This window comes from Paraburkholderia sp. JPY419 (assembly GCF_050435705.1).
Lineage (GTDB): Bacteria > Pseudomonadota > Gammaproteobacteria > Burkholderiales > Burkholderiaceae > Paraburkholderia > Paraburkholderia youngii.
Genome location: NZ_JBNDKV010000002.1, coordinates 2651128 through 2665505, shown reverse-complemented (window position 1 = coordinate 2665505; position 14378 = coordinate 2651128). Strand labels below are relative to the sequence as shown.

The 14378-nt window shown below is 64.5% G+C and carries 15 protein-coding genes; 9 read left to right on the top strand and 6 right to left on the bottom strand.

The window, feature by feature from the left end; all coding sequences use genetic code 11:
* Positions 1–102 precede the first annotated feature (102 nt).
* The 5 genes from lpxK (at position 103) to QFZ91_RS18420 (ending at position 4202) form a co-directional block, all read left to right on the top strand.
* Positions 103–1119 (top strand): tetraacyldisaccharide 4'-kinase, encoded by a 1017-nt coding sequence (gene lpxK, locus QFZ91_RS18440; RefSeq protein ID WP_176121697.1) that lies wholly within the window; start codon positions 103–105, stop codon positions 1117–1119.
* Entirely contained in the window at positions 1100–1303 is a 204-nt protein-coding gene (locus QFZ91_RS18435; protein ID WP_007180583.1) for a Trm112 family protein, read from the top strand. Before lpxK ends, QFZ91_RS18435 begins: the two co-directional genes overlap by 20 nt.
* Positions 1304–1511: 208 nt before the next feature.
* The gene (kdsB, locus tag QFZ91_RS18430) at positions 1512–2306 is read left to right on the top strand and encodes a 3-deoxy-manno-octulosonate cytidylyltransferase (RefSeq protein WP_429568009.1); all 795 of its coding nucleotides are present in this window, start codon (positions 1512–1514) and stop codon (positions 2304–2306) included.
* A 210-nt stretch (positions 2307–2516) separates the two neighbouring features.
* Entirely contained in the window at positions 2517–3182 is a 666-nt protein-coding gene (gene adk, locus QFZ91_RS18425) for an adenylate kinase (RefSeq protein ID WP_176121699.1), read from the top strand.
* 261 nt (positions 3183–3443) lie between these two features.
* Positions 3444–4202 (top strand): 3-hydroxyacyl-CoA dehydrogenase, encoded by a 759-nt coding sequence (locus QFZ91_RS18420; protein ID WP_429568008.1) that lies wholly within the window; start codon positions 3444–3446, stop codon positions 4200–4202.
* Between the two features lie 83 nt (positions 4203–4285).
* On the opposite strand, the gene QFZ91_RS18415 is transcribed toward QFZ91_RS18420, so the two are convergent.
* A complete protein-coding gene (locus QFZ91_RS18415; protein WP_176110260.1) occupies positions 4286–5128 on the bottom strand; it encodes a SirB1 family protein in 843 nt (280 codons plus the stop codon).
* Between the two features lie 5 nt (positions 5129–5133).
* Positions 5134–6684: a murein biosynthesis integral membrane protein MurJ gene (gene murJ / locus QFZ91_RS18410; protein WP_429568007.1), complete on the bottom strand. Its 1551-nt coding sequence runs from the start codon at positions 6682–6684 to the stop codon at positions 5134–5136.
* Positions 6685–7158: 474 nt separating this feature from the next.
* Here murJ and rpsT point away from each other — a divergent pair, with 474 nt between their 5' ends.
* The gene (gene rpsT / locus QFZ91_RS18405; RefSeq protein ID WP_013090353.1) at positions 7159–7437 is read left to right on the top strand and encodes a 30S ribosomal protein S20; all 279 of its coding nucleotides are present in this window, start codon (positions 7159–7161) and stop codon (positions 7435–7437) included.
* Positions 7438–7594: 157 nt separating this feature from the next.
* On the opposite strand, the gene QFZ91_RS18400 is transcribed toward rpsT, so the two are convergent.
* Positions 7595–7942, bottom strand: coding sequence for a DUF3579 domain-containing protein (locus tag QFZ91_RS18400; RefSeq protein WP_013090354.1), 348 nt, complete (start codon positions 7940–7942; stop codon positions 7595–7597).
* Positions 7943–8459: 517 nt separating this feature from the next.
* On the opposite strand from QFZ91_RS18400, the gene argF reads away from it, so the two are divergent.
* Positions 8460–9389 carry an ornithine carbamoyltransferase gene (gene argF / locus QFZ91_RS18395; protein ID WP_176105207.1) on the top strand — a complete coding sequence of 310 codons (930 nt, stop codon included), beginning with the start codon at positions 8460–8462 and terminating at the stop codon, positions 9387–9389.
* 135 nt (positions 9390–9524) lie between these two features.
* Here argF and murB read toward each other — a convergent pair whose 3' ends face one another.
* Positions 9525–10607 carry a UDP-N-acetylmuramate dehydrogenase gene (gene murB, locus QFZ91_RS18390; RefSeq protein WP_429568006.1) on the bottom strand — a complete coding sequence of 361 codons (1083 nt, stop codon included), beginning with the start codon at positions 10605–10607 and terminating at the stop codon, positions 9525–9527.
* 209 nt (positions 10608–10816) lie between these two features.
* Between murB and QFZ91_RS18385 the strand changes: the two genes are divergently transcribed.
* The gene (locus QFZ91_RS18385; RefSeq protein ID WP_018421633.1) at positions 10817–11302 is read left to right on the top strand and encodes a YajQ family cyclic di-GMP-binding protein; all 486 of its coding nucleotides are present in this window, start codon (positions 10817–10819) and stop codon (positions 11300–11302) included.
* A gap of 98 nt (positions 11303–11400) precedes the next feature.
* Here QFZ91_RS18385 and plsY read toward each other — a convergent pair whose 3' ends face one another.
* Both plsY and ybaK read right to left on the bottom strand, forming a co-directional pair.
* Entirely contained in the window at positions 11401–12036 is a 636-nt protein-coding gene (gene plsY, locus QFZ91_RS18380; RefSeq protein ID WP_176121703.1) for a glycerol-3-phosphate 1-O-acyltransferase PlsY, read from the bottom strand.
* 142 nt (positions 12037–12178) lie between these two features.
* The gene (ybaK, locus tag QFZ91_RS18375; protein ID WP_184226397.1) at positions 12179–12670 is read right to left on the bottom strand and encodes a Cys-tRNA(Pro) deacylase; all 492 of its coding nucleotides are present in this window, start codon (positions 12668–12670) and stop codon (positions 12179–12181) included.
* Between the two features lie 137 nt (positions 12671–12807).
* On the opposite strand from ybaK, the gene QFZ91_RS18370 reads away from it, so the two are divergent.
* A complete protein-coding gene (locus tag QFZ91_RS18370) occupies positions 12808–14370 on the top strand; it encodes a class I adenylate-forming enzyme family protein (RefSeq protein WP_429568005.1) in 1563 nt (520 codons plus the stop codon).
* Positions 14371–14378: the final 8 nt, after the last annotated feature.

Genomic DNA, 14378 nt, shown 5'->3' with positions numbered 1-14378 from the left:
CCTCATTTTTCGACCGTATTCGCATTCGATTGCCCGGAGAACCGCGTTGAAGTTGACCCCGCGTAGTGCGCACGGCACGCAGTCCTTGCCCGCAACCCGCCCATGAGCGAACTCAGCGACCGTCTCGCAGCGCGCCTCGCGCGCGAATGGCAGCAACGCGGCCCGCTCGCGTGGGCGTTGACGCCGCTCGCCTGCGTGTTCGGCGCGGTCGCGGCCGCGCGCCGCGCCGCGTTTTCGCAAGGCTGGCTGAAGTCGGTGCGCGTCGGCGTGCCGGTGGTGGTGGTCGGCAACGTGACGGTTGGGGGCACCGGCAAGACGCCGACCGTCATCGCGCTCGTCGAAGCGTTGCGCACCGCGGGCTTCACGCCTGGCATCGTGTCGCGCGGCTACGGCGCCCGCGTGAGCACGCCGACCCAGGTCACGCCCGGTTCTTCGGCGCGCGTCGGCGGGGACGAACCGTTGCTGATCGCGCGCCGCACCGGCGCACCCGTATGGGTCTGTCCCGATCGCGTCGCCGCCGCGCAGGCGCTGTGCGCTGCCCATCGCGATGTCGACGTGATCGTCAGCGACGACGGCTTGCAGCACTATCGCCTCGCGCGCGACGTCGAACTCGTCGTGTTCGATCACCGGCTCGGCGGCAACGGCTTCCTGCTGCCGGCCGGGCCACTGCGCGAGCCGTTGTCGCGCCGCCGCGACGCGACGCTGATCAATGATCCGTACGCGCGCACGCTGCCCGCGTGGCCGAACACGTTCGCACTGCAGCTCGCGCCCGCCGACGCGTGGCATCTCGACAATCCCGCGCTGCGCCGCCCGCTCGCGCAATTCGCCGGTCAACGTGTGCTGGCCGCGGCCGGCATCGGCGCGCCGGAACGCTTCTTCGCGACAGTGCGCGCGGCCGGCATCGCGCCCACGACGCGCGCACTGCCCGATCACTACGCGTTCGAGCGCAATCCGTTCACCGACGTCGACGCCGACGCGATCCTGATTACCGAAAAGGATGCGGTAAAATTGGGGGCCTGGCACGACGCGCGCATCTGGGTAGTCCCGGTCGAAGCCGCGCTTGATCACCGCCTCACTGCATTAGTTGTGGAGAAAGTCCGTGGACGCTCGCCTGCTTGAAATCCTCGTTTGCCCGATCTGCAAGGGCCCGCTCAGCTACGACCGCGCCGCGCAGGAACTGATCTGCAACGCGGACAAGCTCGCCTATCCGATCCGCGACGGCATTCCCGTGATGCTCGTCGACGAAGCGCGGCAGACCGTCGAAGGCACGCCGGTCGATCTGAATCCCGGCTCGGTCGCCTGACCCCCGCGCGGCGCTGCATCGAGGCGCCGCGTCGCCTCGCTCGCGGGCGGGTCAAGGGGCAAAGGTTCGTCAACGCCAACGCCCGCCCCCTACGTGCTCCAAGATCGATCCGTAGCCGTTTTTGCCGCTCCGGCTTATGTCCGACTCTGCGTGCGCGTCGCGCGCGCAGCCTTTTGCTCCGGCCTGAGTGCCGCCCGTTCTTGATCTGATGATCCACACCACCCCTCATCCGTTTATCGCCGTCGTGCCGGCCCGTCTGGCGTCTACGCGTCTGCCCAACAAGCCGCTAGCGGACATCGGCGGCAAACCGATGGTCGTGCGCGTCGCGGAGCGCGCGCGCGAATCCGGCGCGCAGCAGGTGCTGGTCGCGTCGGACGCGCAGGAAGTGCTCGACGCGGCGCACGACCACGGCTTCGACGCGGTTCTCACGCGCGCCGACCATCCGTCGGGCACCGACCGTCTCGCTGAAGTGGCGACGCGCTTCGGCTGGAGCGACGACACAATCATCGTCAACGTGCAGGGCGACGAGCCGCTGATCGACCCGGCGCTGGTGCGCGGCGTTGCCGCGCATCTGGCCACGACGAGCGACTGCGCGATCGCGACGGCGGCCCATCTGATCACCGATCCCACCGAAATCTTCAATCCGAACGTCGTCAAGGTCGTGCCCGATGCGCGCGGCGTCGCGCTGTATTTCTCGCGCGCGCCGATCCCGTGGGCGCGCGACGCATGGCAGCCGCACTGGCCCAACGTCGCGTCGATGCCGACGCCGCCCGCGCCCGCCGCCGTGTACCGGCACATCGGCCTGTACGCGTATCGCGCGAAATTCCTGCGCACGTACCCGGGTCTCGCGATCTCGCCGATCGAGCAGGTCGAAGCGCTCGAACAGCTGCGCGCGATGTGGCATGGCGAGCGCATCGCGGTCCTCCTCACGCATGACGTGCCGTTGCCGGGCGTCGATACCCCCGCCGATCTCGCGCGCGTACGGGCTTTATTCGGGTCTTGAGCGCCGGAAGCCGTGGCATAATCGAACGGTTATGCGCGCCTCCCAGCGCAGGCGACACTCGGGTTATCCCGGTCGCGCCGTGCGGTTCTTGCAGCGCCGTCATTTCGACGTGCAGCGCGAGCTAGCCAACGGTAGCCGATGCGGAGCCTGCGAGAATCGCCGGGAAGCCTGCTGCGTAAACAAAGAATTCACATAGATCTGGAGATATCCATGCGTTTGATCCTGTTGGGTGCACCGGGTGCTGGCAAAGGCACTCAGGCCAACTTCATCAAGGAAAAGTTCGGCATCCCGCAAATTTCGACCGGCGACATGCTGCGCGCGGCCGTCAAGGCTGGCACGCCGCTCGGCCTCGAAGCAAAGCGCTTCATGGACGCCGGCGAGCTGGTCACGGATGAGTTGATCATCAACCTCGTGAAGGAACGTCTGCAGCAGCCGGACTGCGCGAACGGCTATCTGTTCGACGGCTTCCCGCGCACCATTCCGCAAGCCGAAGCAATGAAGCAGGCCGGTGTCGCGATCGACTACGTGCTCGAGATCGACGTGCCGTTCGACGAGATCATCGTGCGCATGAGCGGCCGCCGCTCGCACCCCGCGTCGGGCCGCACGTATCACGTGACGTTCAACCCGCCGAAGGTCGAAGGCATCGACGACGTGACTGGCGAGCCGCTGATCCAGCGCGACGACGACAAGGAAGAAACGGTCAAGAAGCGTCTGGAAGTGTACGAATCGCAAACCAAGCCGCTGATCGAGTACTACAACAGCTGGGCGAAGAACGGCGATGCGTCGAGCTCGGTGAAAGCGCCCCAATATCGCCGCATTTCGGGCCTCGGCAGCGTCGATGAAATTCGCGCCCGTGCGTTCGATGCGCTGAAGTAAGTTGGATTGATCTAAACATTTCCGCTGTTTGCGTTCGGCCAAAGCCCGCCCACATTGGGCGGGTTTTTTATTGGCTCAGCGCGCCAACCGCAACGGCAAGCGCTGTGTGCGGAGTGTCCAGCAGAACCGGTTGGTCTTCCCTAGCGCTCGCATGTCCGCGCCCCACGTCGCTTTCCGCAGCGCAGCACAGCCGCTACAATCGATCGTCGAAAAAATGCTTCGATCCAGACTGCACTGAACAACCGTAGCGAAGGAGAAGACATGGAAATTCGTGACAACGTGTTCCTGATCACCGGCGGTGCATCAGGGCTCGGCGCTGCCACCGCGCGCCTGCTGGTCGAGAACGGCGGCAAGGTCGTGCTCGCCGACCTGAATCTGGACGCGGGCGAGGCGCTCGCCAAGGAGCTCGGCGGCGTATTCGTCAAATGCGACGTGAGCCGGGAAGAGGACGCGCAACAAGCCGTCGATGCCGCGACGAAGCTCGGCGTGCTGCGCGGCCTCGTCAACTGCGCGGGCGTCGCGCCGGCCGCGAAGACCGTCGGCAAGGATGGCCCCCATTCGCTCGATCTGTTCACGCGCACGATCTCGATCAACCTGATCGGCACGTTCAACATGATCCGGCTCGCCGCCGCGCAGATGTCGAAGAACGAACCGAACGCCAACGGCGAGCGCGGCGTGATCATCAACACCGCATCGGTCGCGGCGTTCGACGGCCAGATCGGCCAGGCGGCCTACTCCGCGTCGAAGAGTGGCGTGGTCGGCATGACGTTGCCGATCGCGCGCGACCTGTCGCGCAACGCGATCCGCGTGATGACGATCGCCCCCGGCATCTTCGAAACGCCGATGCTGCTCGGCATGCCGCAGGAAGTGCAGGACGCGCTCGGCGCGATGGTGCCGTTCCCCCCGCGCCTGGGCAAACCGGCCGAATACGCGATGCTCGCCAAGCAGATCTTCGACAATCCGATGCTGAACGGCGAGGTGATTCGGCTGGACGGCGCGATCCGTATGCAGCCGAAGTGAGGAGCGCCTGGCGATAAAAAACGCCTGTACATGTACGACATGTGCAGGCGTTTGACTTCTATGCAGCGTGAAAGCTCGCGGCGCTATTCACCACCATCGTGCCGCGTGCGCTGCCGCAATTCATGCAGCTGCGACTCGACCACGGTGGCGTCTTCCGCATCGGGGCGATCCCCGAGGTAGCTTTCGAGGTCCTCGAGCGCGGGCCGCAGATAGTCGAGCCGCGCATACGCGAAACCGCGATCGCGCACTTCCTCGATATTGTCCGGCAGCAGAATGACGAGCCGCTGTTGCACCGCGAGCAGTCGTTGCCAACGCTCGGTTTGCAGATAGATCGCCTTCAGGTTGCGCAGCATCCGCGCGACGATCTCGCGACGCGTGGCCGGTTGCAGCAGCATGCGCAGCGCCCGGCCGACCGAATCCCCAGCCGACGCGACGTACGGTTCGAGCATCTCGACCATCTGCGCTTCGGACAGCGAATGACCGGTGGTCGGATCAAGCATCACGTCGCCGTCGGGCGTCGTCACGCGCAGCAGGAAGTGACCCGGAAACGACACCCCGCGCACCGGAACGCCGAATTGCTCGGCCATCTCCAGATAGAGCACCGCAAGTGAAATCGGGATGCCGCGGCGACGTTTGAGTACGACGTTCAGATGACTGTTGTCGGGGTCGTAGTAATCGTTCAGATTGCTCGCGAAACCGAGTTCACGGAAAAAGAACCGATTGAGGATGCCAACCTTCTGACGGATGTCGGCGTCGTCTGGCATGCGGCGGCGCAGCCGCAGCACCAGCTCGTCGATCTCGGCGAGCACCGACTGCAGATCGAGGTCAGGATAGGCGTCCTGCGCCAGCGAGAGCGCCGTCTCGGTCAGCGGCAGGCTCTCGTCTTCGGCGACGAGCGTACTGAAATAATCGAGAACCCGCGACATGGTGATCACTTCACTCGCCTTTTGAAATACGCGTACTTGAAGCCCATCAGCCAAAGCATACCGAAATATAGCGCAGCGAACAGCACGAGACACGCACCGAGCAACACCATCCGGCTGACCGGCTGGGTATGCATGCCGACCCAGTCGAAGCTGATCGCAAGCCAGCGCATCACGCCGGCGAGCACGAGGCACGCGCCGAGCAACTGCACGAAAAACTTGAGCCAGCCGCTCGACGGCGTATAGATGCCGCGTTTGCGCAGACCGATGAACAGCAGCAACGCATTCACGCAAGCGCCGAGCCCGACGCTCAGCGTGAGACCCGCATGCGCGAACAGCGGCACGAACGCGTAGTTGCACAGCTGCGTGACGACCAGCACGCCGATGCCGATCTTCACCGGCGTCTTGATGTCCTGCTTCGCGTAGAAGCCCGGCGCGAGGATCTTGATCAGGATCAGGCCGACCAGGCCGACGCCGTAAGCGGCGAGCGCGCGGCTCACCATCACGACCGCGGTGCCGTCGAACTTGCCGTAGTTGAACAGCACTGCTGTCAGCGGCTGGGCGAAAAAGAACAGCGCGATCGCGCTTGGTGCGGCGAGCAGGAACGTCACGCGCAGCCCCCAGTCGAGCAGCGACGAATACTCGTGCGAATCGGCATCGACATGCGCCTTCGACAGGCTCGGCAGCAGGATCGTGCCCAGCGCGACGCCGAGCAGTGCGGTCGGAAACTCCATCAGCCGGTCGGCGTAGTTGATCCACGACACCGCGCCGGGGCCGATGTGCGACGCGATGTTGGTGTTGATGATCAGGCTGATCTGCGCGACCGACACCGCGAACATCGCCGGCACCATCTTCGCGAGCACCCGTTTTACGCCGCGATGCGCGAGCGCGTGCAGCGGGTTCAGGCCGATGCGCGGCACCATGTCGATCTTCTTGAGGCCCGGCAGTTGCACCGCGAATTGCAGCACGCCGCCGATGATCACCGCCCACGCGAGCGCATAGACCGGCGTTTGCAGGCGCGGCGCGAGAAACAGCGCAGAGACGATGAACGAAACGTTCAACAGTACCGGCGCGAATGCGGGCAACGAAAAGTTCCGGTACGTATTCAGCACGCCCGACGCCAGTGACGTCAGCGAAATGAAAATGATGTACGGGAACATGATGCGCGTCATCGTGACCGCGAGCTGGTATGCGTGGCCCTCGCGCGCAAGGCCCGAAGCGACGACGAACACGACGCCCGACGCGCCGACCACGCCGATCACCGATAGCACGGCGAGCGCCCACGCGAGCACGGTCGAGGTCGCGTCGACGAGCGCCTTGGTGGCGTCGTGGCCTTGCTGGTTCTTGAACTCGGCGAGGATCGGCACGAAGGCCTGCGAGAACGCGCCTTCCGCGGAAATGCGGCGCAGCAGGTTCGGAATGCGAAAGGCGACGTAGAAAGCGTCGGTGTATTGACTGGCGCCGAACGCACGGGCGATCAGGGTTTCACGGGCCAGTCCGGTCACGCGCGACAGCAGCGTGAAGCCGCTGACCGTCAGCAGGGCTCGGAATAGATTCATGGGGCGCTTATTATACGGGTCCCGCTAATGCGGGCGACGAGCCGGAACGCGATTCGGACCGATTTGCAGCACGGACGTTCGCCGCAATCGGCTGGAAAGTGCGATTTTTGTATTTTCAGCGGCTTTCCGTGCTGCGCCAGCACTTCAGCGTCAACATGACGCCACTCCCGTCACTGCGACGCCGTCGCGCGTTTCCCGTTGTCACGTGCCTGATTTTGTTGCTATAATCGTCGGTTTCGAAGCTTGCTCAGTTTTCGCACGGTCTTCGGACGGGATTCTCAGGTTGGCACAGCGCCGCCTGTCAATACATCCGGAAGCCTGGAAACACGGGCCCGCCTTCGCGTAGTTCGATCGATTTTTTCGACACTTTTGCGCCCTTGGGCAATCGCTTCCAAGGGTTCGGATCGAGAAGCAGCACCTCGCCTCATCGTTGAAGGCCGGGTACTGGAAACAGGAACAGGATAAGGAACCGTCATGGCTAACTCCGCACAAGCACGCAAGCGCGCCCGCCAGGCCGCGAAGGCAAACTCGCACAACTCGGCACTGCGCTCGAAGTTCCGCACGGCTATCAAGGCTGTCCGCAAGGCAATCGACGCAGGCGACCAGGCTAAGGCCGCCGAAATCTTCAAGGCATCGTCGAAGACCATCGACATCATCGCCGACAAGAACATCATTCACAAAAACAAGGCAGCTCGCCACAAGAGCCGCCTCGCTGCAGCCATCAAGGGTCTGCAAGCGCCCGCAGCGCAGTAATTCCAGTCGGCCCGCTTCGGCGGGCTACCTCCTGTTTCCGCTGCACAAGAAGCCCGCTTTGGCGGGCTTTTTTGTTTTGGCCGGATGACCAGCCACAAAAAAACCCGCTGCTTGCGGGTTTTTGTTTTTTTGCTTTTGCCGATCCGGCCAGCTTGCGTCAGATCGCATGCCGTTTGGCTTGCGGCGCAGGCGCATGCTCGAGTTCCAGTTCGCATGCCTCGGTGACGAGGAGGTCGTTGTCTTTCGCGAAGTTCAGAACGAAATCGAAGGCCATTGGCTCGATGTCGCGCAGCCGCGAATCGAGAATCACGCATTTGAGATCGCCGATCATGGTCGGCCGCACGTACAGCGAGTACTGCATATAGGCGTTCGGCCCCTTCCTCACGCCGGGCCCGAACGACGACATGACGCCCGCGAGCCGCTCCGACCAGTCGCTCGGCCGAAATCTTTTTCCGGTCGACGTAATGCCCTGAATGAAATATTCGATTGGAGCTGCTTCGGCCATGTAGAAATACCTGTGTGACTGCCCAGCGGAATGACGATCAACCGGCGACACCGGTTGCACGCTCGAATTCACCGCAAGCGGCATGCACGGCAAGCGCTTGAAGCCACCTGCGACGTGCGTGGGACCTTAGCGCTAACGCAACAATGACGAGCCGCACCACGAGAACCGCTGCGGCGAACCGGCTGAACCGCTCTGGCGCCTGTCATGACGGCCACGCCGTGACAGACTTTCCGCGCCGCGCCAGCCGCGTTTCTTGATGCGAAACGCCGGCCTGCTGGGCTATGGGATAACCCTTAAATTATAGCGCAGCGGGCCCTTTTCCGCAGCGCACACAAGCACCGTCCGATGACCCCGCGCAGCCCAACACGACGCCTTCTACCAGCTTTCCAATCGCTTTCACGGCCTTCCAGCCGACTCGTCAAACAGGGCGAAATCCTTTATGCTGGATTGAGTTACCACCAAACCCACGGCGGCACAGTCCGGCAACCCTGCCGGGTGAGACCGCCGTATTTGTTTCATGACCGCCAAGAAAATTCGCCACTACCTGCAGTTCAAGGACTTCTCGCTGGAAGACTACGAGTACGTGCTCGAACGCGCGCGCATCCTGAAACGCAAATTCAAGAACTACGAGACCTATCACCCGCTGCACGACCGCACGCTGGCGATGATCTTCGAAAAGAATTCGACGCGCACGCGCCTGTCGTTCGAAGCCGGCATCTTCCAGCTGGGCGGCCACGCGGTGTTCATGAGCACGCGCGACACGCAGCTTGGCCGCGGCGAGCCGATCGAAGACGCCGCCCAGGTCATCTCGCGCATGGTGGACATCATCATGATCCGCACGTTCGGCCAGGACATCATCCAGCGCTTCGCCGAAAATTCGCGCGTGCCCGTGATCAACGGGCTCACGAACGAGTATCACCCGTGCCAGGTGCTCGCGGACATCTTCACGTACTTCGAGCATCGCGGTCCGATCCGCGACAAAACGGTCGCGTGGGTCGGCGACGCGAACAACATGCTGTACACATGGATCGAAGCCGCACAGATCCTCGGCTTCAAACTGCGCCTATCCACGCCGCCCGGCTACAAGCTCGACCGTGCGCTCGTCTCGGCGGAAAGCGCGCCGTTTTACGAGGAGTTCGACGACCCCAACGAAGCCTGCGCGGGCGCCGATCTCGTCACCACCGACGTGTGGACCAGCATGGGCTTCGAGGCCGAAAACGAAGCGCGCAAGAAGGCCTTCGCCGACTGGTGCGTGGACGCCGACATGATGGCGCGCGCGAATCCCGACGCGCTCTTCATGCACTGCCTGCCCGCGCATCGCGGCGAGGAAGTCAGCGCGGAAGTGATCGACGGGCCGCAGAGCGTCGTGTGGGATGAAGCGGAAAACCGTCTGCACGTGCAGAAAGCGTTGATGGAATACCTGCTGCTCGGCAAGCTCAATCATTGAGCGAGGCGTTCGCCCAGGCACCAGCCGGGACCGCGTTACAAAAAAGGCGCCGGGAGGAAACTCCCGGCGCCTTTGTGCATTCGTCGACGGTGAAGCTCAGCGCGGCCAGTCAGCGCGAAAAGAGCGCGCTTCCGCTCATAGGCAAACCGGCTCCGCCTCCAGCTCCACGCCAAATTGCTCGAACACTTCGTGCTGGATCGCCCGCGCCAGCGCCAGCACTTCCGTGCCGCTCGCGCCACCGCGATTGACCAGCACCAGCGCCTGGCGTTCATGCACGGCCGCCGCGCCCATCGCGCGGCCCTTCCAGCCGCATCGGTCGATCAGCCAGCCGGCCGCCAGCTTGACCCGCCCGTCCGCCTGCGGATACGACACGATTTCCGGTTCGCGGCGCTTCAGCGCCTCGAACTGCGCGGCATCTATCACCGGATTCTTGAAGAAGCTCCCCGCGTTGCCCAGTTCGAGCGGATCGGGCAGCTTCGCCCGCCGCACGGCGACGACCGCATCGAAAATCGCCTGCGCGGTCGGCTGCGGGGCCGCACCATCGGCTTTCCCTTGGCTCGCCGCAGGACCCCGCGCCGCCAGCTCGCGCGCGAGATCCGCGTAGCCCGCGCGCGGCTGCCATGCCTTCGGCAAACGAAACGTCACCGACGTGATCACGAAGCGCCCGCGCCCTTCCCGCTTGAAGAAGCTGTCACGATAGCCGAACCGGCACGCATTGGCGTCGAGTTCGACTGCGCTGCCGGTCGCGAGCTCGATCGCCCGCAGCGACGCGAAGCGTTCGCACATTTCGAGCCCGTACGCGCCGATGTTCTGAATCGGCGCCGCGCCGACCGTGCCCGGTATCAGCGCGAGATTCTCGAGGCCGGGCATGCCCTGCGCCAACGTCCACGCGACGAACTCGTGCCACGGCTCGCCGGCGGCCGCCTCGACATACCACGCATGCTGATCCTCGCGCACCACGCGGCGGCCGCGCAGCGCCACCAGCAGCACGAGCCCGGCGAAGTCGCCGCTCAGCACGACGTTGCTGCCGCCACCGAGCACGAGGCGCGGCAGGCCCGCGACGCGCGGATCGCGCACCGCGGTGGGCAACTGCTCCTCGCGCTCGATCAGGCAGGCGAACTGCGCGCGCACGTCGAAGCCGAACGTGTTGTGGGCCTTCAGCGAATAGCCGACCAGGAGAGACGCGACGACGGGAGCGGCAAGAGCGGATTGGGGCATCGGAATGGCAGCAGGGCGACAACGGGAAGCGACAGGAAACAGCGAAAAACGACCAATGACGAGCCTGACGACACGAGCGGCGCCGCGCGGCGGCCTTGGGCAAAAGAGAGCGGCGTCGGTAAAATGACGTCCGGTCCGTGATTATAGCGAGTGCCTCGCGCGCAGCCGACCGGCCGCGTCGCGCACTGCCGCACTATTGGGAGAAAGTAATGCCATCGTTTGACGTCGTCTGCGAAGCGAACATGATCGAGGTCAAGAACGCGATCGAGCAGTCCAACAAGGAAATTTCGACGCGTTTCGACTTCAAGGGGTCCGACGCGCGCGTCGAGCACAAGGAAAACGAAATCACCGCGTATGCCGACGACGACTTCAAGCTCGGCCAGGTGAAGGACGTGCTGCTGTCGAAAATGGCCAAGCGCAACGTCGACGTGCGGTTCCTCGACTACGGCAAGATCGAGAAGATCGGCGGCGACAAGGTCAAGCAGGTCATCAAGATCAAGAAGGGCGTGTCGGGCGATCTGTCGAAGAAAATCGTGCGTCTGGTGAAGGACAGCAAGATCAAGGTGCAGGCGAGCATTCAGGGCGATGCGGTGCGCATCACCGGTGCGAAGCGCGACGATCTGCAAAGCGTGATCGCGATGCTGCGCAAGGACGTGACCGACACGCCGCTCGACTTCAACAACTTCCGCGACTAAGCGGCACGGCGCGCGAGGCTTGCAACGCAACGCGCCGCGCCGCGCGCAAAGTCTTCGAGCCGCTTCACCTCAGGCCGGGCGACGCGGCTCAGCCCACTTCAAAGATCGTTGCCCGCCGCCGGGCTGGCGGCCTTCTTCTTGTCGCCGATACGGCTCTCCTGCCCCTTCATCAGCTTCGCGATATTGCCGCGATGGCGCCACACGAGCAGCAGGCTCATCGCCAGAACCGCGAGCGCAACGATGCGCGGCCCGAACAGAAATACGTAGAAAAGCGGCGCGAACAGCGCCGAGCACAGCGCCGCCAGCGACGAATAGCGCGTGAAGAACGCGACGATGATCCAGGTCAGCAAGGTCGCGACGCCGAGTGTCGGGTTGATCGCGAGCAGTACGCCCGCGGCGGTCGCGACACCCTTGCCGCCCTTGAAGCGGAAGAAGATCGGATACAGATGGCCGAGAAACACCGCGAGCGACGCAATCGCGATCGAGCGCTCGTCGAGCCCGTAGCGCGCGCCGAAATTCACGACCAGCCACACCGGCAGCCAGCCCTTGAAGGCGTCGCCGATCAGCGTCAGAATCGCGGCCTTCTTGCTGCCGCTGCGCAGCACGTTGGTGGCGCCCGGGTTGCCCGAGCCGTACGAGCGCGGGTCGTCGAGACCCATCGCGGCGCTCACGATCACGGCAAACGACAACGAACCGATCAGATAGGCAACGACAGCGACGATCAGGTTTTGCATCTAGGACTCTTATAAGGATCGCGGTCTGACATTCGATACCCCAACCGCAACAGGGTACGCCCGTCGAAACAAGGCGGCGCACATTTTACCGAAGGCGTCCACGCGAAAAACATTCAGGCAAACGTCAACTGGCGCGTCGGCGTCAGTCCACGCTCGCGCACTGCACCGGCTTCGCCGCAAGCAGATCCGTGAGGACCTTCGGCTCGATGCTGACGAGAAAGCCGCGCCGCCCTCCGTTCAGCCAGATTTTGTCCATCTCGAGAATGGTCGACTCGACATACACCGGCATCTGCTTGCGCGTGCCGAACGGCGAGGTGCCGCCGATCAGATAACCCGAGTGCCGGTTCGCGACTTCGGGCTTGCACGGCTCGACGCGCTTCGCGCCGATTTGCCGCGCGAGGTTCTTGGTGCTGACGGTGCGATCGCCGTGCATCAGCACGATCAACGGCTTCGCGTGCTCGTCTTCCATCACCAGCGTCTTCACGACATGATGCTCGTCGACGCCGAGCTGGCGCGCCGATTCCGCGGTGCCGCCATGCTCGACGTAGTCGTAAGGATGCTCGCCGAACGTGACGCCGTGACGGCGCAGCAGCTGCGTGGCGGGGGTTTCGGACACGTGTCTGGATTTGCTCATCGGCGCATTGTAATGGCGAGATTGCACAACGGCTATTTGCCGAACCGGCAATTGTGCGGGCTCGACGCTTGTGGCACGATCGTTCGAAATGATGCCGGCATGGTGCGAGATAGTGCGCGCAGAGCCAGGAGACAGCGTTGAACCAGGCTTCATCCATCCGTTCCACGATCGACATCCCCGCGCTGCTCGCCGCGCTGCCCGCCCGCATCAGCGACATTCCCGCGCTCGCCGCCGCACGCGATCCGCGGCATGTCGCGCTGATCGAAGACGCGCGCCGCCTAACCAATGCGCAACTGCTAGAGGCCGTCGATGCCGCCGCCGCGCTGCTGCGCGAATGGGGCGTGCGCGGCGGCGATCGCGTGATGATCGTCGCGGAGAACAGCATCGCGCAGGTCGTGCTGCTGTTCGCGACCGCCAGGCTCGATGCGTGGGCGCTGGTGTCGAACGCGCGCCTCTCGGCGGCCGAACTCGATTCGATCCGCGCGCACGCGCAACCGCGCGTCGTCGCGTATGCGGTCGAAAGCTCGCCCGACGCGTGCCAGCATGCTGAGCGTCATAGAGCGACACCGGCACCCACGCTGTCACCGGACATCGGCGCATGGTCGTATGCGTTGGACGGCAGCGTGCGGGCCGAAGCCGTCGAAGCCGCCAGCGACAGCCAATGCGCGGCACTGATCTACACGACCGGCACCACCGGCGCACCGAAGGGCGTGATGCTGTCGCATCGCAATCTGCTGTACATCGCGGCCGTGTCGAGCCGGCTGCGCCAGGTCGGGCCCGACGACGTCGTCTATGCGGTGCTGCCGATCTCGCATGTGTACGGCTTCGCGTCGGTATGCCTCGGCAGCCTGCATGCGGGCGCGGCATTGCGGCTCGCGCCGCGCTTCGTGCCGGAAGCGGTGCGCCGCGCCCTCGCCGACGAGCAGGTGTCGATCTTCCAGGGCGTGCCGGCGATGCACGCGAAGCTGCTCGAACATCTGCACACGCACGGCCACGCATGGTCCGCGCCGCGGCTGCGCTTCACGTACTCGGGCGGCTCTCCGCTCGACGCCGCGTTGAAGGCGCAGGCCGAAGCCGTGTACGGTCTGCCACTGCACAACGGCTACGGCATGACCGAAAGCAGCCCGACCGTATCTCAGACGATGGTCGACGCACCGCGCGCCGATTGCTCGGTCGGCGAAGTCATTCCGGGCGTCGAAGTGAAGTTCGTCGGACTCGACGGCGCCGAAGCCTCGCCGGGCGAGATTGGCGAACTGTGGGTGCGCGGCCCGAACGTGATGCTCGGCTACTATCGCAATCCCGAGCAGACCCGCGCGACCGTCACCGAGGATGGCTGGCTGAAGACCGGCGACCTCGCGCGCCGCGATGCGGACGGCGCCTTGCATATAGTCGGGCGCAGCAAGGAGCTGATCATCCGTTCGGGCTTCAACGTGTATCCGGCCGAGGTCGAGCACGTGCTGAACGCGCATCCGCAGGTCGTGCAGTCGGCGGTGATCGGACGCGCGGTCGAGGGCAATGAGGAGGTGATCGCGTTCGTCGAGCTGATTGCCGGCGCGACGGTCGCGCCCGCGGAGTTGATCGCGTGGTGCGGCGAGCGGCTCGCGCCGTACAAGCGGCCGGCCGAGGTGAAGGTGCTCGCGGCGCTGCCGGCCGCATCGACCGGCAAGATTCTCAAGCACCGGTTGCGCGAGCTGGTGTGAAGCGAGCG

Coding starts and splice junctions, on each gene's coding strand:
- lpxK (WP_176121697.1), top strand. CDS start 103: ATGAGCGAACTCAGCGACCGTCTCGCAGCGCGCCTCGCGCGCGAATGG.
- kdsB (WP_429568009.1), top strand. CDS start 1,512: ATGATCCACACCACCCCTCATCCGTTTATCGCCGTCGTGCCGGCCCGT.
- adk (WP_176121699.1), top strand. CDS start 2,517: ATGCGTTTGATCCTGTTGGGTGCACCGGGTGCTGGCAAAGGCACTCAG.
- QFZ91_RS18420 (WP_429568008.1), top strand. CDS start 3,444: ATGGAAATTCGTGACAACGTGTTCCTGATCACCGGCGGTGCATCAGGG.
- QFZ91_RS18415 (WP_176110260.1), bottom strand. CDS start 5,128: ATGTCGCGGGTTCTCGATTATTTCAGTACGCTCGTCGCCGAAGACGAG.
- murJ (WP_429568007.1), bottom strand. CDS start 6,684: ATGAATCTATTCCGAGCCCTGCTGACGGTCAGCGGCTTCACGCTGCTG.
- rpsT (WP_013090353.1), top strand. CDS start 7,159: ATGGCTAACTCCGCACAAGCACGCAAGCGCGCCCGCCAGGCCGCGAAG.
- QFZ91_RS18400 (WP_013090354.1), bottom strand. CDS start 7,942: ATGGCCGAAGCAGCTCCAATCGAATATTTCATTCAGGGCATTACGTCG.
- argF (WP_176105207.1), top strand. CDS start 8,460: ATGACCGCCAAGAAAATTCGCCACTACCTGCAGTTCAAGGACTTCTCG.
- murB (WP_429568006.1), bottom strand. CDS start 10,607: ATGCCCCAATCCGCTCTTGCCGCTCCCGTCGTCGCGTCTCTCCTGGTC.
- QFZ91_RS18385 (WP_018421633.1), top strand. CDS start 10,817: ATGCCATCGTTTGACGTCGTCTGCGAAGCGAACATGATCGAGGTCAAG.
- plsY (WP_176121703.1), bottom strand. CDS start 12,036: ATGCAAAACCTGATCGTCGCTGTCGTTGCCTATCTGATCGGTTCGTTG.
- ybaK (WP_184226397.1), bottom strand. CDS start 12,670: ATGAGCAAATCCAGACACGTGTCCGAAACCCCCGCCACGCAGCTGCTG.